The organism is Paenibacillus dendritiformis, assembly GCF_945605565.1.
Lineage (GTDB): Bacteria > Bacillota > Bacilli > Paenibacillales > Paenibacillaceae > Paenibacillus_B > Paenibacillus_B dendritiformis_A.
This window is the reverse complement of sequence record NZ_OX216966.1, coordinates 3,914,318-3,932,785: the sequence shown is the minus strand read 5'-3', so window position 1 is coordinate 3,932,785 and position 18,468 is coordinate 3,914,318. Positions and strand designations below refer to the sequence as shown.

Below are 18,468 nucleotides of genomic sequence, written 5' to 3'. Positions count from 1 at the left end.
CACCTTTTATCTTATAGGGGGTTAAAGCATATGAAGCATTATAGCAAGATTCCAGGAAACTGACAATCTGTTCACAGAAGAATGGATTAGCCGATCATCGCTTCTGAATGCGCTGTGCAATGTCTGCAAGCCGTTGAACGCCAACGCGCAATTGCTCTTCATTCACCAATGAATAGCTCAGCCGAATCCAGGATTGCATCTCATGAAGCGGATCGCAGATTTGACCGGGAACGAAGGAAATAGATTGCCGGATGCTCTCGTCAAATAGCTCGGACGCGGAAACCGTATCCGGAAGCCGAAGCCATATATTTAGTCCCCCCTTGGGAGTGGTCCACCGCCAATCAATAGACGCGGCTGCCAATTCCTCCTCCATAATATCTCTTCTAATTTGCAGAGCAATGCGCAATTTTTCCAAATGCTGCTGCATCCGTTCCGACTGAAAATAATGCACAAATATTTTTTGCGTCACTAACGGGTTTCCGTTGTCAGCCAGCGATTTGGCTGCGATCAGAGGCCCGATGACCGACTGGCGGCCAAATACGGCACATATCCGCAAGCCCGGCGCCACATATTTGCTGAAGCTGCGGAGATAGACTGCCCATCCTTCGGTATCATAGGTGAATAAAGGCTGCGGCGGACGTTCTTCAAAATACATTTCGTGAAACGCATCATCTTCAATCAGCACGCAGCGGTACCGTTCGGCCAGCTCGACGAGCTGCTTGCGCTGCAGGGTCGGCAAGGTATAGCCCGTCGGATTGTGGAACGTGGGATTCATATAGAAAAATCGCGGCCGATGCTGCTTCATCAGCATTTCGACCATGTCCATATCATAACCTGCGGGAGAAAACGCGACTGGAATCAATCGGGCTCCCTGCGCCCGGAATATATCAAGCGCCGCGCTGTATGTCGGGCGTTCCACCAATATGGCATCCATTGGCCGGATAAAGATTCGGGCCAGCAAATCGATCGCCTGCTGCGCTCCAGTCGTGATCAACACCTCGCTTGGATGCAGATGAACCCGGTAATGGCGCATGAGGTACCGGCTAAGGACTTCACGCAGCTCTTCATCCCCCTGCGGAGTGGAATAGATTCCCATTAGCTTCGGGTAGATGTCAAACACCTTCTTCACGTACTCGGATAGAAACAGATTCGGCAGTAAATTCGGATCGATCACCGCTTGGGAAAATCGATAGGCGGCCGTTACCTGGTGAATGTCGGACAGCTTACTGTTCATTTGAACGGCGGAGGAGGTGGCCATCTGTTGTTCATCATGCCTGTCACCAAGCTGGCTTTCGCCTTCGGGGCAGACATAATACCCTGATTTCTCCTTGACATAAGCTTTTCCGTTCTGTTTCAGCAGTTGGTAGGCTTTGAATACCGTCAGCCGGTTTACCCCCAATTCAAGGGCAAGGCAGCGAATCGAAGGAAGCTTGTCATCTGCGTTCCATTCCCCCCGTTCCATTCGCGTCATGATGTGATCATACACTTGTCTAAAAAGCATGCAGCCGCTCCCCCTGTCGAGGTTGTTCCAAAGTCTGTTCAAACAAGACTTCTCAATCGTATTGTACCCTAATCCGCTCCCATCTGTTCTATTGGCATGCATCTGTTCTATTCCTGTCCGTATAACATGATGAGAAAAGGAGGAGCACTCATGATCATCTTGAATTACTTACTTGTCTGTCTCATCTTTGGCACGACCTTTCTCGCCATCAAAATCGGTGTCGATGTCTCTGCCCCGCCGTTTTTATCGGCAGGAATCCGATTCTTCATCGCGGGGGGTGCTATTATTCGGCTGGATGGTGTGGAGGAAAAAAGCAAGCTTTTCGCTCCTGCTGCATAAAGATATGCTGCTTACCGGTATCGGGCTCACTTTCGGCACCTTTGCCGCCTTGTATTGGGGCGAGCAATATGTCGCTTCCGGAATCGCTGCCGTCTTATCGGCCACAGGGCCGATGATGATTCTGGTGCTGCAAATGATCATGCTGCGCCAAAAGCCGGCCGGCCGTTCTCTGCTTGGCTGCCTTGCCGGATTAGTCGGCGTCTTCCTTATCATCTGGCCAAGCATGACGTTATCCGCCAGTCTCGGGCTGCTCATTGGCAGCATTGTCATTATTGCTGGCGAAGTGTTCTATTCATGGGGCGCGGTGTACTCCAAGCGCGTTACGCAGCGCTTCCCGGAGGTGTCGCCAATTGCGCTTAACGCTGCGCAGATGATCTATGGCGGACTCCTGCTGCTGTTGCTGTCTGCTTGCACAGAACCGTGGCACTTCCAGAGCCTGCTGTCCGCACAAGCGCTCGGCTCCCTGCTCTACCTGATCATTATCGGTTCGATGATCGGGCACAGCCTGTTCTACTGGCTGGTGGCCAAGACGGGTCCTGTCTTCGCCTCTACCTGGCTGTATGTATCCCCGTTGGTCGCCATTGTCATCGGTGTCCTGCTCTATGGAGAGTCGGTTACTTGGATTACAGGAATCGGGGCCCTCGCAGTCATTACGGGCACCGTGCTTGTCAATTGGGACAGCTTGTATCAGTTATTCCGGAAGCCGCAAACAGAAAAGGCGGCACTTCAGGAGGCTCACTCCCGATAGAGCTCCGTGTCTACCCGGCATTATGGCGTCATAACGGCAAATTCCCCCATCAAATAGCCTGCCAACAGCGTGAACGGATTCCCGGAACGCTGCCGGCAGCGGCCCCGGTCGCCGTAAGGCTGGAGTGGAGCTTCTCCAGCCACGGCTTTACGATTTGCCGCAGCTCCATGGGCTTGTTCTTGTCCATCGGCTTGCTTCCTTTCCGGGGTGATTCACCATTATTTAGCAATCACAAGTACCGGGCGATAATGCGGACCAGCTTGACCGGAAGCTCTTGCAAATGGGTCATATCCAAAAATCGCTCGGCTCCATAGATTTGACTAATGACCTCTTTATCCTGACCGATGGCGGCAGCCAGCACGGCCACTCCCTTCCGTTCATACTCGGCGATGGTCTGCTGCATATCCTGGATCGCATAGCTACCGGTATAGTCATCCATTGCTTTCGGTTGGCCGTCGCTAATGCTGATCAGCAGCTTGGTCTGCTGCGGAGCGGCTGCTAACCGTTCTCCGATGATGCGAAGAGCCAGGCCGTCGCGATTATTGCTTCTGGCCCGCATCCCCATCAGCCTGAACCGATCTTCGGGATCGGCGGTATCGAAGTCGGTGTAAGCAAATATCGACATCTGCTCCAAGCGGGAAGCGTCGGCCGTATCCCCGTAGATCAAGACAGGTATCGCGCACATCCGGCAAAATTCATAGACGGCGAGCGCCGCGCGCTTGGCGGCCACCAGCCTGCCGGAAGCGGACATCGATGCCGACTCGTCCACTCTGAGCCCGACGGCAAGGGACGGGGACTCCGTCGGAGGACGCAGCTTGGCAAAATACTTATAATCCCGATAAGCAATACTGTCTGCCACAAATTTGCTGCCGTAATACCGATTCCTCGCCCATTCCGTAGAACTCTCGTACTCCAACAGCGGAAGCGCCTGTCTTGCCATTTCCCGCACGATAGGCATCAGTTCCTTGCTCAGAAGGGCATATTCTTGTCGATGCTCCTCCAGGACGTCCGGACGATGGACGATGAGCCTGATCCCCTTATGAATCGACTGGGCCGCCACCTCTCTCGCCTCTTGATTCCGTCTTTTTCGGAAATTCCGGTTCTGGGCCTTCACGTCGTCCGGCACCGTATCCGGATTGGCCTGATGATACAGGGGAGCGCCCTCCTCTCCCATATCCCGGCTTGCCGTATCGGCTGAATCATCGGAAGCCGCTGCGTCAATCGCGCTGTCGTCGCTATCCGCCGTTTTGCTGAAGGCGACGCCCATTTCCTCTGCCGGATTGTCATCCGCGGCATCAATATCGCCGGCAGCCGCCCAAGTTCTTATCTCAGCGGTGTCAAGAATCGTTTTTTTTTTGCTGCCGCATCCATATCACCCAGACTTGCTAACAACTCATGCCTTTGCAGCGCGTCTTCCAACAGTTTGATTTCTTCGGAATCGGTCGTCATCTTGTAAATGACTTTATAATAGAGCGACTCAAGAGCCGAAGCGCCTCCGGCGACCGCATCCGCCCAGTAGAAGAACGAGCGCATCCCGGCCACGCCCTTGATGGCATTGGCCCGGGCCGCTTTGTCCAGAACAATGATAACGTCGGCTAATACATCCAACACCGATTGATTTCGATAGCCCGTTTTGGCCATGGCGCGTCCTACCATGACATCCTTGGTCGGCAAATCCATCTTCTCGGTATGCTGGACCCGGTCGCGCAGCGCTTCGTTCAACGGCCTCGTCCCTGCATAGCTCCGGTTCGTCGTAATGACCGCGATGAAGTCGGGATGCCGGCGTATCACCTCTGTAGGCAGGTTGATGCTCCCATCCAGCTCCAGAGCAGAGTTCAAGGCCATGAGCACGGCGGCGTCGCGGATTACCGTCGGCTCCTGGATTTCCAGCAAATAGCCATGCCGATAGGCTCTGACGATCTCGGAGGGGTAAAATCGATATTTCACCGCCTCACCCTCGGTATGTTCCGCAACCCGCTTCAGCAATTGCTTCATCTTAACGGCAGCCTGTTCGGGTGTAACCCCCAGCGCGTCCGTCAATATTTCCGTGGCGCTTCGGAACCCGTCGCTCTCATACAAGGCGTTCAACACAAACTGTTCTTCCGGTTCCAGCTTTGCTGCTCGTTCGGATGCAATCACCGGCAATATCGCCCCAATCACATCGGATTTATCCATATCGGCAAAGCAAGTCACCTTCGTGTAGGGCAGCCCGAAATCAGCCGACAATGCTTTGGCAAGCTGCGTTTTGCCCGAACCGGCATCGCCCTCCAGCAATATATTGGCGATTTTCATCTCGCCGCGATTCCAGTTGCGCTTCACTTCTTTGCATATCCGCAATTCTTCTTCGCTCTCCTTATGAGAGCGCGGCTTGGTCCAGACAAGCGCTTGTTCGGCATCTGTCAGATGCCTTGCAGCTGACAAGCGAAATTCTCCATCGTGATTCATAATCCTCCTCCTCTTGAACCGCTTCGAGTAATGCGAAATAATAATCCCTGCATTCATTGTTTAGTAAATTACTTATTTACTAAATCACTAAAACAAATTATATGCTGTATTGTCGCGTTCGTCAATCCATGTCTTGCGCCAGGAGATGGATCCGGCAAGCCGCTCTGCTAATGCACACACAAAAAAAGCCGCAGCAATGCGGCTTTGTGCTATATATGAACGGCATTACTCTGTTCTGAATCAGCTTGCTCACTTGTTCCGTCGGTTTCTGTCCGCTCATGAATGCTTCCTGCTCCTACTGCAGCTTGAGCACATGCCTAAGCGTTGATCTCAGATCCGACATTTGCCGGCCGTATTCATTCATTTGTGCGGCCAGACGATCCATCACCGTTTTGTTCCGCAGCAGCTTCATTTGCTTGTCCATCGTCTCTTTGGCCCAATCCTTCACATACACGATCAACTGTTGATGCAATAGATGCTGCAGATTGATTTCTTCCTGCCCGGGCAAGGCATGGTAGACGAAGATCGGCACTTTTTTATACAGGCATTCGCTAATCGTTACTCCCCCTGGCTTTGTCAGTACCGCGTCGGCTTGATTATATAAATCATTCATTTCCGCTCTCGATTCAATATACGGCATCGGAACGATGCTCGGGCAGTTTTTCTTCTTCAGATGGCGATACAGAGCGTTGTTTTTCCCGCATAGTACGATATAACGCACTCCTTCTGTCTTCCCGATGGTGCGGCACATCGATTTCATGACTCCGGCACCGAGATTTCCCCCTGTAATCAATACCGTGAATTCGGAATTCGTTGGCTTCATTTCCGGGCCCGAGGCGGTGAACTGGGGATGGACCGGAATGCCGGTTACGAAGATATGCTCGGCCTGAACGGAACGGCTCGTCAACCAATCCTTGACATGCGAATCCGGAACGAAATGATAATCGATTCTGTCCCTCCCCCACACATCATTGACAAAAAAATCCGTATACACATTGATGACCGGTATGGAAAGCAGCCCTTTGCATTTCAATTGATCAAGCAAGTAAGACGGCAGAGAATGAGTGCACAGGATGCAATCCGGCTGCTTTTCCCGTATCAATTTTTGCATTGTTTTCATAAATATCATCTCATAGAGTCGATAGCGCCTGTTATTGTGGAGCTGGCCGCCGCAGTTTTTCCGGTACATCCAGCTGTAAGTGACCGGAAGGAAGTGTATCCATTTCAAATAAGTAGAGGACACCAAGCCTTCCACACGGCTGCCGTAGCTGTAGTCTAAAATATCAACGATCTCGCATTCGATGGACGGATCAATCGATATCAAATGCTCCACCAGCGCATCGGCCGCTTGATGATGTCCCATTTTGATTTGCAAAAAGGGCAGTAGCAGAACTTTTTTGGCCATGTGATTTCCTCCGCTAACCAAAGCTTTCTCTTGAATGTTTAATTTGCGCGAAATCACCGGCCGTCATACATACAGCGCCTGGGTCAAAGCCCGAGTGCAATCACCGCTCCATGAATTACCGCAGACATGGACCTGCCGCTCCTTGTATACTGGACTATAGAAAGGAGAATAGGCCATGACATTATTTATGTTTATCGCAATCATCATGTTGGGCATGCTGGCATGCCTTTTATATAAAGCTCATCTCAATACGCGGCAAGTAAATATGAACAAGATCAGCTTGGAGAGCGGCGCACAGCATCGGTCTGGAGAGGCCATTCATGTTCTGCATCTATCGGATATGCATCTGGAGAACATCTCCATTTCGCCGAATCAATTATTCGACAGGCTCAAGGACGAACAGATTGATCTCATCGCTCTTACCGGCGATTTTCTCGACCGTACGCGCTCCATACCGAAGCTGGTTCCCTATCTGAAGGTGCTGAACCGTCTGGAACCGGAATACGGCATGTACGCGGTGTTCGGGAATCATGATTATGTGCTGAAGGGTAAAAACTTTGCCTTGTTACAACAAACATTGGAGGAGAACGGTTGTAAAACGCTGCGGAACGAGAATGACGTCATTGACATCAACGGAACGCAGCTCAATATTATCGGGATCGATGATTCCAGCACGGAACGCAGCGATCTCGCCGCTTCCTTCCATGGAATCGGGCAGGGATACCGTCTTGTCCTTACGCATGATCCGAATATTGTGCTGAAGATGAGACGCTATTCATTTGATTATTTGCTTTGCGGCCATTTTCATGGAGGGCAAATTCATTGGCCGAAACCGTATCATTTAGCGGCCATGGGCGAGCTTGTCGGCATGAATATGATTAAAGGGCTGCATGTCCATGACGGCAAACCATTCTATATCAGTGAAGGCTTAGGTCAAACCGGAGTGAATATTCGCGTAGGCAGCCGGCCTGAAATAACCATTCATCGCTTGCCGTTGGCATCATCCGCATCATCCGCGTCGAATATCGAACAAGCAAAGACTCTGGCGGCCATGTAGCCATCAGAGTCTTTGTTTTGTCACGAAGCGAGGTTACGTTTTGGGTGCGCCGTATGTGTGACGGGATCGCTCGCCGAAAAAAACCACCGCCCTTATTGGACGGCGGCGGCAAACCAGTTCAATTTTGCCTCGGCGGCAACCAGTGCCGGCGCAAGGCCATTCCTGCATTCCTGCTTTCTTCTGAAATAAAGGCAGCGCACCATGTTTTTGCTATTCACCTGGGCGAACCTATTATGGCGGGCTCTCGACCAAGTGCCGCATTCGGCCAGGCCGAATATCCAACGTTCTATTTCCTCCTGAGGAAGGCTCTTGGTCCATGATTGTATCCACGATGCAGGCAATCCGCTCATCCTCCTCCTCGTTGAAAATATGGCTCCCGTTATGCAGCATTCCTTGAACAGCGGGAAGAATCTCAAGCCGTGCCGCTGCATCGCATTCCGGACACTGCACCAGTTCCGTCAAAGCATCCGACGCGTGGGCGGCGCTGTGAGCCCAGCCTCCCTCGGGCACGTAGCCGCGCAGATCTTTCTCCTCCTGCACATAGCGTATCAATGAATTCTTCACATGCTGGAATTCCGCAAGATCAAGGAATGGCTCCTGCCTGTGGCGCCGTACAATCAGAGCGATCGGCAAGACAGAGAATGACCTTGTAAAGACAGTTGGGTCGTTCTCGCTGCCAATATGATAGAATAAATGCTGGTCATCCGTAAGCACAGTCAACAAGCCGCGCAGCTCCGCTTCCGTAAACAATTTCTTCTTGATTATCCAGTGATAATATGTCGAATAAATAAGATCATCCCGCAATTCCGGGTCCGGATCGCCGATATATTGCAGCATCAGATCTGCAACCTCTTGCAGCCGCTCGCCTTCGCGAAGCCGGTAATCCTCCTTCTGAATTCTTTGCAGGTCATGCATGAATGTCGTCCTTTGCTCGCTCACTTCCCCAACCCCTTTAACATACTCAAGATCTCCTCAATGACAACATCCGGTTCATCATGATGAATATCATGTCCGCTGCGGCCGGCAATTCGCTGCTTGCTTGACGTGGACCAGCGCATGAATTCGGCTTGCAGCTTCTGCTCAACAGCCAATATGGCTTGAGATGGCCAGTCCTCCCCGCTGTCATCCGGCAAGCCCCTTGTAATAATGGCGAGAGGAATGCTGCTTGTCCGGGCATGCTCGGCGACCTGCCGGTAACTCTGAACCTTATCGATCTTCTCCCGGTTCAACATCGGATTTTCGTAATATTCGCGGTTTCCGGCTATCAGATGCTCTGGCAACACGTTTTCATACGCAAGCTCTTTAAATTCGGGCGCAGCATCAACCAAGACGATGCCGGATATGGTCTGCGGGTATAGGCTGGCATACAATCGGGCGACCAATCCCCCAAAAGAATGCCCCACCAGCAGATAAGGCGGCTCCATATCAAGCGCCAGCAATAACTCGGACAGTTCATCGACCAGATCCAGGCAAGTCCGCGGTGCGGGCGCCGCTTCGCTCCTGCCAACGCCCGCCCTGTCGTAAGACAAAGTAGACGTTACCTGCGATATCCGGTGCTGGACCCCGTTCCATGTCTCGGAGCTATCGCCTAATCCGGCGATGAAGATGACGCTCGGTTTGCCTTTCCGTGAAAATTTACTGTACAGTCTAAGGTTATTGATGGTATGAAAGCTAGCCCTAATACCACCATCTGTGTTCAAATCGCGCATCTTCTCCTATGCCCTTTCAATGAAATAGTTAATGCCATGAATAACTTGCGATTTCCTGGCAGCGTCTACTGCATGTTATCTTATTCTCCAGTTTTAGTTAATCTCCTGCATCTGCCCTTGCCTGCTGTCATACATTCTCGAACAAATGATCAAAATAGGCACACCGGAACAGTATGTACGGCCGACTGCCGAAGTGATGGAGCAATGGGAGCGGCTGCTTGGCCAGCTGTAGACCCCTGAAAGAACTGTCGGGAGGTTTAAACGAAATGCTTTGGGAGGGAGAGCCGTCTTCACCAAGCACCGCAAGGATGCGGGTCGGCACGCTTGGAGAAAGGCGGCCTCTTCCCAGGCATGGAATGGCCCTACATTGAGGTTAGCCCAAGAAAGCAATCGATCGCTTCGTTTTTCTTGCAAAGTCGATCGGATTGTCAATGGACTGCCAGTGGATGTACATCAAACGGGGGCTTTCATTTAACCAGTGGTTGTGGAGTGCCGTTACTGTAATTCCGTTCCGTTGAAGATTGCGAATTAACCGGTTCGCCTGATTCTGGAATACAGCTGTTTCACCTAGACAAAGGGCGCGTCCGGATCGATCCAGCGATTCGAAGGAGAAGAGCTGATGACCAACCAAAGGAGAATTTGTCCGTCTCCCCAGAATTGTCACTCTCAGCCTTCTCGCACGGTTGACAAAACAGACGGGCCCAGGAGTAATTTCACCCACCCCTCCTAATATTCTGGTAAACTGATTACATAATCTTCTGAACTGCGCACTCGCTCTAACACTCGCCATGATAAACCTCCTCTTGGTTTTGCCACATTGTATTACTGTCATGGGTAAAGTGTATATGTGAATGCCCAGTTCAACCGGAATCTCGATAAAACGGTTTCTTTTTTTGCGTATTGGGCGCACGCCGTGCTCCCAGCAAGCTGTACCTCATAGGCTGTTGTTTTCGCTTCCCCTCTCCCGTCAAGGGTAACACATCGTCAAATGCAATACCGCTTCTTCCCCGCCGGCATTGTGGTAGCGGTGGGATTCCGTCGCCGAGAATTGGATGGAATCAAAGGTTTGCAGTGAATACGTCTTCTCTCCGATCGTTAATTCGATCGACCCTGCCATAACCGTCACGATCTCGATCGTGCCGGCGTGATGGTTCTCCGGGATGTAGACGGTATGCGGCTGTACATACGCGCGATGCATCTCCAGCTTCTCCCTGACATCGCTGAACATCGGCTCAAGCGTCCAGCCTGGATGGTCGCTGTCATATTTCGGCCCTTCGCCGGCACGGGAGATCGATACCGCATTTCCCGGCTTCAACAGCGCCATTAACGGGACCTCAAGCTGCTTGGAAATTTTCCACATCATCCCGATCGTCGGATTCGTGTCTCCGCGCTCGATATTGCCGAGCGTTAATTTGCTTACCCCGGTTAGCGCCGCGAGCTCCTCCAGACTCAGCTTCCGCTCCTTGCGCAGCTTGCGGAGGTTGCAGCCGACCGACTGCATCAGCATTTTCGTCTCATCTTCATGGACAGGCTTCATGCCGCACCACACCTTTACCATAGATTAATTAAATATTATAGTTTACTTTTTGTTTATTATAGTATATTATTCTTTACTGTAGTTAAATGAAAATGATTATCAATGAGGTGAGACAAATGAGAGCCATCATCGTTGGCATATTATCGTCGCTGTTCTTCTCGGCGACCTTTATCATCAATCGCGCCATGAACCTGTCCGGCACGAGTTGGGCATGGACCGCGTCGCTCCGTTTTCTGCTGGCGCTTCCCTTTCTGATCGCCATCGTCGCCTTCCGCGGCAACCTGGCGGGCCTGTTCCGCGAGATGCGCAAGCATCCGCTGCAATGGCTGCTCTGGGGCACCCTTGGCGGCGTCGGCTTCTACTCGCTGCTCAGCTTCGCGGCGGTCTACGCCCCGTCCTGGCTCACTTCCGGAACGTGGCAGATTACAATACTGGCGGGAGCCTTGCTGTCGCCGCTCTTTTTCGTTACCGTGCCTGGGCCGGATGGGCCGCGCCAAGTGCGGCAGGCCATTCCCTATAAAAGCTTGCGTATATCTGTCATTATATTAATCGGGGTCATCCTCATGCAAGTGACCGAAGCGGGGCAAATTACGATGTCCGAGCTGCTGGCGGGCTTCCTTCCGGTGCTCGTCGCCGCCTTCCTCTATCCGCTCGGCAACCGCAAGATGATGGAGCTGTGCCACGGCAGGCTGGACACCTTCCAGCGCACGCTGGGCATGGCGATCAGCAGTCTGCCGATCGCGATCCTGCTTGGCTCGTACGGAACGGCAACCGTCGGCTGGCCGACAAGCCCGCAGCTGCTGCAGGCGCTGCTGCTCGCCATCTGCTCCGGCGTGATCGCCAGCCTGTTGTTCTTCCTCGCCACCGATATGGCGAAGCATAACGCGATGCTGTTGGCCGCGGTCGAATCGACCCAATCCGGCACGATGGTATTTACCGTGCTGGGCGAAGTGCTGCTGTTGAACGGCTCATTCCCGCAGGGCTGGTCCATGGCGGGTATGATCATTGTCATTATCGGCATGATGGCGACCAGCTTGTCGGGACGGCGGTTCGCGCCGGCGAAGCCTGGAGCTGCCGGCAAGGAGCAGAGCGCATAAGAGGCGGGAAAATAGAACGGGGAAGCCACTCTTATGGCTTCCCTTTATTAATTCAATTTAATTAGTGGTTTTTTTCAGAAGCCATTGCAACTGCTTTGGTTTCATGAACTGTACCATACGGATGCTCAGGCGGCGCATAGATAACGTAAATTTTAAGTGGCTTATTGCCTATATTGGTCAAATTGTGCCATTTTCCAGCAGGTATCATGATTGCATAATCATCATAGGCTTCTTGCTCGAAGTCCAACTTGTCTTTGCTATCACCCATTTGAACAAGTCCGTGTCCTTCTTCAATACGTATGAATTGATCGGTTGCCGGATGAACTTCTAACCCGATGTCATCTCCAACGTTGATACTCATTACCGTCACCTGAAAATAGTTTCCTGTCCACAAGGCGGTACGGTACGTATTATTTTGCTTAGTAACCTTCTCGATATTAACGACAAACGGCGTGGATCCATAATCCTTCAAGACTTCCTCACGCAAAGAAGCAAATCGGGCAGCATTTTCTTTTTCTCGAGAAGAGGCATGTAAAAAGACATTTTGAACCAGCGGGTACTGAGTAAGCGAACAGTTCTTTCTATATTCTTCATAACCCTGCAATCCTGCTTCATGGGCCTGCATTAGACCTTCTCTATAACTATGAAAAAACACTCTATCCATTTGGTAGATAGGCTGTCTTCCAGTAAGCGAGGTATAAAGATCTGTAAATCGTTTTAAATGCATTTTTTTGTATTCCAAGGCATTTAGAATGTTATTTCTATGGTTATAGTTTGGCGCCGCATCGGCTAATCGACGATAAAGATCAATAGCTGAAGCTTCTCTTTGTATTCCGGAAAGTATAGCATCAAATACTTGTTGAAAGTATTCTTGTTGAGTTCTTAGCGTATAGTCCGGGTGATATATTGATGTGTCAGGATTCGCGCAATATGGGTATAAGTACGTTTGAGGAACATAGTACATTTTGGTCATTCCCTCCATAGACGTTTCATAGGCGTTTGTAATAACATCATATGTCTAGGTTTAGAAAACGTACTTCAATTCGTGTATTCAAGCGCAGCAGATGCAGGATTGTTGTATTTGCTGCTCTTCCTTCGTCATTGCACAATAAAAGACATGCCAGGAGCTTTCCCTTGGTCCGGGATTTTCTCCGAAGCATGTCTTTTCCTTTTTCATATCTTAAGTATGTTTATCTCTTGTTGTCTATGATGAGAACTCTTCCTGAATTCCAATGACGCCGGTCGGATCGATGCCCGTCTTCACGTTGAATACATCCGCAAGCGAGCTGAACGGAAGATACAGCTTGCCGTCCTTGACGATCGGGGCCGTTTTCAATTCGACGTTCATTTTGCCGACGGCGGCCGTGGTCCCGCCTTCCTTCAAGGCGATCCATTTCGCGCCGCGCACGAATTCGCAGGCGCCTGTCTCCTTGTTATTCTCGACCGTATAGCCAAGCGCCTTCCCGATCGCTTCCGCCGGCACCATCACGTCATCTTCCGTCGTGAATACGTCCTCAGACGGGACGCCGATGCCTTCGCCATTGACGACGATCACCCAATGCATGCCGCCGAAGGAATCTTCCGGGATCTGATCCGGCCGGCTCTGGATCGTGATATCGCCTTGCTCATTCAAGCTCACATCCGCCTTCAGTACTCCGCCTGCAAATTGCAGCGGCACGTACATCCTATTTTCTTTGATCACGGGAGCTTTGCCAAGCTGGATCGGAATCTTCGCGTAATTGTACTGATCCTTATTCAGCTCCACGCTCGTCCATAGGGCACCCTTTACGGCTTCGACCGACTTGTTCTCGGCGTTCCATGTCAATTCGTACCCCATCTCCTCCATGACCGGCCGCAGCGGAATGAGGAGGTAGTTACCGTCCAGGACAGCGCCGGCATCGACGCTCTGGCCGTCAACGGTCAAGCTGTACCGCTCGGAGACGAGTTTCAGCCAGTCCTGATTGAGGCTCGTCTCGCGGGTCGTGCCGATGATCTCTCCGTTATCGTTATGGACGAACTGCTTCACATATGCATCATAAAAATTACGTTCTTGTGCCACGGGAACTGCCGTTCCTTGTTCGTTCATCGCGCTCACCGGCCCGGCCAAAGATTGTGCGCTCATCAGAGCGATCGCCAAAGCGAGAGAAGCGGTGATGGTTTTGTTCATTCGACGTCATCCTCTCTGGAGTGCAGGTCATATCATGGACTCCAATTGCGCAATTGGTTGACCGCTTTTTCACACTCTCAGACGGAGATGATTCGCAGAAGGTTGCATAGAGCGGCGAATTATTTGGCAGAGAGCTTTGGCAGAGAGCCCTGATCGCCTTCTCCCACGGAAGCCCGATCAGCGAAGGATGCGCATGACCGCCTTCTCAATGAGCGCCCATGGCAGAAGCGCCTTCGCCGCAAGGAGAAGGCGCGCCCCGCTCCCGATCGGATAGCGGAAGCGCGGCCGCTTGTCCGCCGCGATGCGCGCGATCAGATGGGCGACTTCCCATGGATCGGCCTTGGAGGAGGCGCTTTGCCTGGAGAAGCGCAGGATGTTCTCCAGACGGTTCCGGTATGGGGAAGCATCGTCTACCGCCATGGACGAGAATCCCTTCTCCCAGATATTCGTCGGATACGCGCCAGGTTCGATCAGGACCACATCGACGCCATACGGCTTCATTTCCAACCGAAGCGACTCGCTGAAGCCCTCGATCGCGAACTTGGCCGCGGCATACGGCGCGTAGCCGGGAAACGCGATCCGGCCGCTGATGCTTCCGATATTGATGATCGTGCCGCGGCCTTGCTCCCGCATATGGGGCAGCACTGCCTTCGCGGCGGCAATCGCACCGAACACGTTCGTCTCGAATTGCGCCCGCCATTGCTCCATCGTCACGTCCTCCACATAGCCGCCCTGCGCGTATCCCGCATTGTTGACGAGCAGGTCGATTCGGCCATAGGCCCCGAGCGCATGCGCCACGGCCGCTTCGATGGAAGCCGCATCCGTAACATCGACCCGGCGCACTTCCAAGCGGGACTCCACGCCGTGTGCCGCCGCCAGTGCGGCCAATGCCTCCGGCCGGGACGTGCCCCGCATCGTCGCAATTACCCGGTATCCCTGCTCCGCCAGCTTCACGGAGGCCAGCATGCCGAACCCGCTCGAAGCGCCCGTGACGAAGGCCACGGGGTGATCCGCCGCTTTGCCTGCATCGCGCTTAGTCATTTCCATCGGTCTCCCCTTCCCTACAGCTTGTATTTGCGCATCACCGGAATGCCGACGCGTGTCAGCAGACCGGCCAGCGATCTCCACGCGAGCTTCGTGCCTGGCGGCAGATGATCGCAGAACACGGCGCTGTACTCGATATCCGCCCGCGCGCCCCGATTCCGCTTGAACTGCGCCGCTCCCGAGCTCTCGTGCAGCAGATGCCCATTTTCCCGCGCCAGCTCCAGAAGAGCCGCCGACAGCATCCGGTACAGGCCAAGCTGCTGCGGCAGCGCCGTATCATAGCCGAACAACGGCGTCGTCATTACCCCGTCTCGGCAGAAAAATCCGAGCACCGCATCCAAGCGGCCATCTTTGCGCAAGCCGTGAAGCTGCAAAATGCCGTCCCGCAGGGCAAGGCGAATGAAGTCGGCGGAGAAGTCCGGGTTGAAGCGCGAGTACTTCTCCAGATAGAGCTTGCCGTACAGCTCCTCGATTCGGGGCACATCCGATTCCTGAATATGCTCGGGACCTTCGATCGCGTAGCCATGCCGTTCGATCAGCGCATAATCCCGCTTTAGCAGCCAGCGCGCCTTGGCATTTTGCCATTCGGGATCGGCGGGACGAAGCAGATATACCTGCCGGCTCGGCACGAGGCAGGCGCCTTCTTGGCGGCAAGCCTCCAGCAGAGGGGCATGCAGGGAAGAAGTCAGCGAGCGGAGCATAATCGCATGCCGCGGGAACTGCATCTTCAATACACGGACGACATCGCGCATATGGCTCGCCGCAAACCGTTCCGGATACAGATTGGTTGACAACAGCCAATTGTTGACCATCACGCAGGAGTCGAACCGCGCGGCTCGCAGCCCGGCGCCGATCCCGTTCAACAGAACCGACAGGCCCGCCCGCAGCGGCCGGCTCGGGAGCCTGTCGAGCTCCTGCTTCGCATAACGGACATAATGGGTGTACGGGGAGCAGACGAACGTATTGTCGCCGTATTCCCCGTCTCCGACCGTGGCGGGCAGAATCATGCCGTCCACGCTCAATGCCATCAGTCTCGTGTTCGCGTTGCGGATATACGCGGACACGCCCGGTTCCATCAGCGGAAGCAGGAAGCTCTTGGCGTACCGCCCGTCCGCGGTATCCGGCCAGGCGAGAGCGGAGATCGTGGACGCATCATAGAGCAAAATGGAATCGGTCTTCATGTCCAACTCCTCCGCACTCGTCTGAGCTTCCGGTCTCCCGCCGTTCGCACATACGGCGCGAACTCGATCCCCATTGGCTGGCAGCCCGCTTGCCGGCACAGGTCGCCCAGCATCGCGCGCACCGCTTCCTCTGCCTGCGGACGCGAAGCGGGATCGATGCGCAGGGCAACGCGCATCCGCTCCGGCGACAACTGCACCGCCTCATATTCCTCAATCCGGTCCGACGCCCCGATAATCGCCCGGGAGATGAAGTCCGGAAATAACGGAATCGTCTTCCCGCTGTCCTCGGCGGCAGGCACGTAGAACAGATCATCGCAGCGGCCATCGATCGATTCGATGGCCATAAATGGCGATCCGCACGGGCAAACGTCCTTTTTCTCCGTCAGCATATCGTTCAGCCGATAGCGGATAATGGGCTGCGCAAGACGGGAAAAATCGGTCACAATCGGAACAAATTTGCCGTGAGCCGCGTCAACGTATTCCTTGTCAATGTGAACGATATCCTCATTGATATGAATCGTGCCGTAAGCGCAGGTCGACGCGAGAAAGCCCTCGGTGCATTGGTACACCTGGTGAAGCCGCTGCTCGAAGGCGGCTTCGATGAAGGCGCGGTCGAGCGGATCGAGCACTTCCGCGACCGAGATGATCTTGCGGGGCCGGATCGGCAGCTCCCCCGCGCTTCGGGAGGCCGCCAGCATCCGCAGCAGGGATGGCGGCCCTACGACGACGGTCGGGCGCAACGCATTCAACCGTTCGATATGCTCGTCATACGAAGACAGCAGATCGAAAAAGGCGAATTGCAGCCGGCCCTGCCGCACGCTCTGATACAGCTTGCTGTCCGCCCGGAGGAAGAAGGCGATCCGTTCGCCGCGCAGCAGCGCTCCCGGCAGCAGCTTCGCCAGGACAGTTCCCGCCCAGGCGAGATGTTCCCGCTCGCTGACGATGAACAGGCCGCGGTTCCCGCTCGTTCCCGACGACAGCCCGATCGTGACCGAGCCGATGGCGGAGCGGAAATCCCGGGTACGCTCCGCCCGCAGCGCGATCTCCAGCGCCTCCTCCTTGCAGACGCCGACCGTGTTCAGCCGATCGAAATGCGTCATCATCTCCGCTTTCTCGATAATCGGAAATTGTCTCCACTCCGTGTCGGGCCATCCTTCCCACAGCTCGCGGTAAAAAGAGGATCGCGCGCGCACTGTCGCGATATGGCGCACGATTTTCCGCTCCTGCCACCGCTCCAGCGCAGACCGGGAGCGAATCCTCCCGATGCGCAGCGTATGGAGATAACGTGAAGCAAATGCGATGAGCGGTGTCGCTCTCATGGATTCCCCTCCTGATTGACATGCCGGTCCGCCTCCCGGCAATGGCTCGGCACGATGCGAATATCCGGGCGCGCTTCATGGAGCCGGCACAGCCGCTCGAAGCGGTCCCGGTAATCGGAGCGGCTTGACATAATGATCCCGGCGGCCAGATGAGGCGGCCGGCGCTCCCGGATGGCCCGGCTGGACCAGGCAGCGTCCGCGCACAGGAAGAAGGTTCCGCGCTCCGTCGTCACGAATATCCCCATCTGTCCGTGCGCATGCCCGGACACGTCAACCGCCACGACGCTGCCGTCCCCGAACAGGTCGAAGCCATAAGCGAATGGCAGCCCGTCCGGCAGCTTCATCCGTTCTGCTCCTTCGCCCGTATCCGCAATCATAACCGAACGCGCCTCGAAATCATCCGGCATCAGCTCCGGCAAGAAACCGGCGCGCAGCGCAGACCACCCGCGCTTGCCCCGAACCGCCTCGTATGCGGATCGGAAGCAGTGGAAGCGGGCGTTCGGGAAATCCTTCAATCCCCCGATATGATCGGCATGGAAGTGGGAGACGATGATCGTTCCCACATCGGCCGCCTCCGACCCGAACCGTGCCTTCACCTGTGCGGCGGCGCCTTCCCTCTCTTCGAACCGGACGGGCGTGATCATCCGGTACAAGCGATAAGGCCATCCCGCCGCCGCCTCGAAGAAGCGGGAAGCGTAACCGGTATCGAAGAGGACAATCCCCTTCGCGGGGTGTTCGATGACGGCGAAGCCCGCCGGGAACACGGCCTTGCGAAGCGATCCGTTCCTTATGGTCACCCACTCCGGGTGCGTGCACCAGCCTGTCATCAGCCAGGTAAGCCGAACTGCGGTGCGATTGATGCTGCTCATGGCTTCCACTCCATCCTGTCCTTCCGTCCTGTCTATTCTGAAAAATGAGG

Annotated in this window: 16 protein-coding genes and 2 pseudogenes; 3 read left to right on the top strand and 15 right to left on the bottom strand. The window is 54.1% G+C overall.

Annotation, left to right across the window (positions count from 1 at the left end; genetic code table 11):
• Nucleotides 1-94: 94 nt before the first annotated feature.
• On the bottom strand, nt 95-1,501 hold the full coding sequence (locus NNL35_RS17400) for an aminotransferase-like domain-containing protein (RefSeq protein ID WP_006677389.1): 1,407 nt from the start codon (nt 1,499-1,501) through the stop codon (nt 95-97).
• Between the two features lie 150 nt (nt 1,502-1,651).
• Here NNL35_RS17400 and NNL35_RS17395 point away from each other — a divergent pair.
• Nucleotides 1,652-2,588, top strand: a pseudogene (locus tag NNL35_RS17395) (DMT family transporter).
• A gap of 49 nt (nt 2,589-2,637) precedes the next feature.
• Here NNL35_RS17395 and NNL35_RS17390 read toward each other — a convergent pair.
• The 4 genes from NNL35_RS17390 to NNL35_RS17375 all read right to left on the bottom strand — a co-directional run bounded on the left by NNL35_RS17390 (nt 2,638) and on the right by NNL35_RS17375 (nt 6,438).
• The gene (locus NNL35_RS17390; protein WP_158000452.1) at nt 2,638-2,775 is read right to left on the bottom strand and encodes a hypothetical protein; all 138 of its coding nucleotides are present in this window, start codon (nt 2,773-2,775) and stop codon (nt 2,638-2,640) included.
• A gap of 42 nt (nt 2,776-2,817) precedes the next feature.
• Nucleotides 2,818-3,855 carry a vWA domain-containing protein gene (locus tag NNL35_RS17385; RefSeq protein WP_040731663.1) on the bottom strand — a complete coding sequence of 346 codons (1,038 nt, stop codon included), beginning with the start codon at nt 3,853-3,855 and terminating at the stop codon, nt 2,818-2,820.
• Nucleotides 3,856-3,911: 56 nt separating this feature from the next.
• The gene (locus NNL35_RS17380) at nt 3,912-5,033 is read right to left on the bottom strand and encodes an AAA family ATPase (protein ID WP_040731667.1); all 1,122 of its coding nucleotides are present in this window, start codon (nt 5,031-5,033) and stop codon (nt 3,912-3,914) included.
• A gap of 295 nt (nt 5,034-5,328) precedes the next feature.
• On the bottom strand, nt 5,329-6,438 hold the full coding sequence (locus NNL35_RS17375; RefSeq protein ID WP_006677390.1) for an MGDG synthase family glycosyltransferase: 1,110 nt from the start codon (nt 6,436-6,438) through the stop codon (nt 5,329-5,331).
• Nucleotides 6,439-6,613: 175 nt separating this feature from the next.
• Between NNL35_RS17375 and NNL35_RS17370 the strand changes: the two genes are divergently transcribed.
• On the top strand, nt 6,614-7,495 hold the full coding sequence (locus NNL35_RS17370; protein ID WP_006677391.1) for a metallophosphoesterase: 882 nt from the start codon (nt 6,614-6,616) through the stop codon (nt 7,493-7,495).
• Between the two features lie 92 nt (nt 7,496-7,587).
• Here NNL35_RS17370 and NNL35_RS17365 read toward each other — a convergent pair.
• The 4 genes and pseudogenes from NNL35_RS17365 to NNL35_RS17350 form a co-directional block, all read right to left on the bottom strand.
• Nucleotides 7,588-8,434: pseudogene (locus NNL35_RS17365) on the bottom strand (DUF2785 domain-containing protein).
• Nucleotides 8,431-9,204 (bottom strand): alpha/beta fold hydrolase, encoded by a 774-nt coding sequence (locus NNL35_RS17360; protein ID WP_050979425.1) that lies wholly within the window; start codon nt 9,202-9,204, stop codon nt 8,431-8,433. The pseudogene NNL35_RS17365 and the gene NNL35_RS17360 overlap by 4 nt, the downstream one beginning before the upstream one ends.
• 373 nt (nt 9,205-9,577) lie before the next feature.
• Nucleotides 9,578-9,994: a DUF1259 domain-containing protein gene (locus tag NNL35_RS17355; protein WP_006677394.1), complete on the bottom strand. Its 417-nt coding sequence runs from the start codon at nt 9,992-9,994 to the stop codon at nt 9,578-9,580.
• Nucleotides 9,995-10,171: 177 nt separating this feature from the next.
• Nucleotides 10,172-10,741 carry a helix-turn-helix domain-containing protein gene (locus tag NNL35_RS17350; RefSeq protein ID WP_006677395.1) on the bottom strand — a complete coding sequence of 190 codons (570 nt, stop codon included), beginning with the start codon at nt 10,739-10,741 and terminating at the stop codon, nt 10,172-10,174.
• A 116-nt stretch (nt 10,742-10,857) separates the two neighbouring features.
• On the opposite strand from NNL35_RS17350, the gene NNL35_RS17345 reads away from it, so the two are divergent.
• Nucleotides 10,858-11,838: a DMT family transporter gene (locus tag NNL35_RS17345; RefSeq protein ID WP_006677396.1), complete on the top strand. Its 981-nt coding sequence runs from the start codon at nt 10,858-10,860 to the stop codon at nt 11,836-11,838.
• Nucleotides 11,839-11,899: 61 nt separating this feature from the next.
• Here the strand turns inward: NNL35_RS17345 and NNL35_RS17340 are convergent, their stop codons facing one another.
• From NNL35_RS17340 to NNL35_RS17315, 6 genes are all read right to left on the bottom strand, one after another.
• Nucleotides 11,900-12,802: a cupin domain-containing protein gene (locus NNL35_RS17340; RefSeq protein WP_006677397.1), complete on the bottom strand. Its 903-nt coding sequence runs from the start codon at nt 12,800-12,802 to the stop codon at nt 11,900-11,902.
• 240 nt (nt 12,803-13,042) lie between these two features.
• Nucleotides 13,043-14,005, bottom strand: a complete 963-nt coding sequence (locus tag NNL35_RS17335; RefSeq protein WP_006677398.1) for a stalk domain-containing protein — start codon at nt 14,003-14,005, stop codon at nt 13,043-13,045.
• Nucleotides 14,006-14,182: 177 nt separating this feature from the next.
• Entirely contained in the window at nt 14,183-15,052 is an 870-nt protein-coding gene (locus NNL35_RS17330; RefSeq protein WP_254553621.1) for an SDR family oxidoreductase, read from the bottom strand.
• Nucleotides 15,053-15,066: 14 nt separating this feature from the next.
• Nucleotides 15,067-16,230: a GNAT family N-acetyltransferase gene (locus NNL35_RS17325; RefSeq protein WP_006677400.1), complete on the bottom strand. Its 1,164-nt coding sequence runs from the start codon at nt 16,228-16,230 to the stop codon at nt 15,067-15,069.
• Nucleotides 16,227-17,549 (bottom strand): F390 synthetase-related protein, encoded by a 1,323-nt coding sequence (locus tag NNL35_RS17320; RefSeq protein ID WP_006677401.1) that lies wholly within the window; start codon nt 17,547-17,549, stop codon nt 16,227-16,229. Before NNL35_RS17320 ends, NNL35_RS17325 begins: the two co-directional genes overlap by 4 nt.
• Nucleotides 17,546-18,418, bottom strand: coding sequence for an MBL fold metallo-hydrolase (locus NNL35_RS17315; protein ID WP_006677402.1), 873 nt, complete (start codon nt 18,416-18,418; stop codon nt 17,546-17,548). The genes NNL35_RS17320 and NNL35_RS17315 overlap by 4 nt, the downstream gene beginning before the upstream one ends.
• Nucleotides 18,419-18,468: the final 50 nt, after the last annotated feature.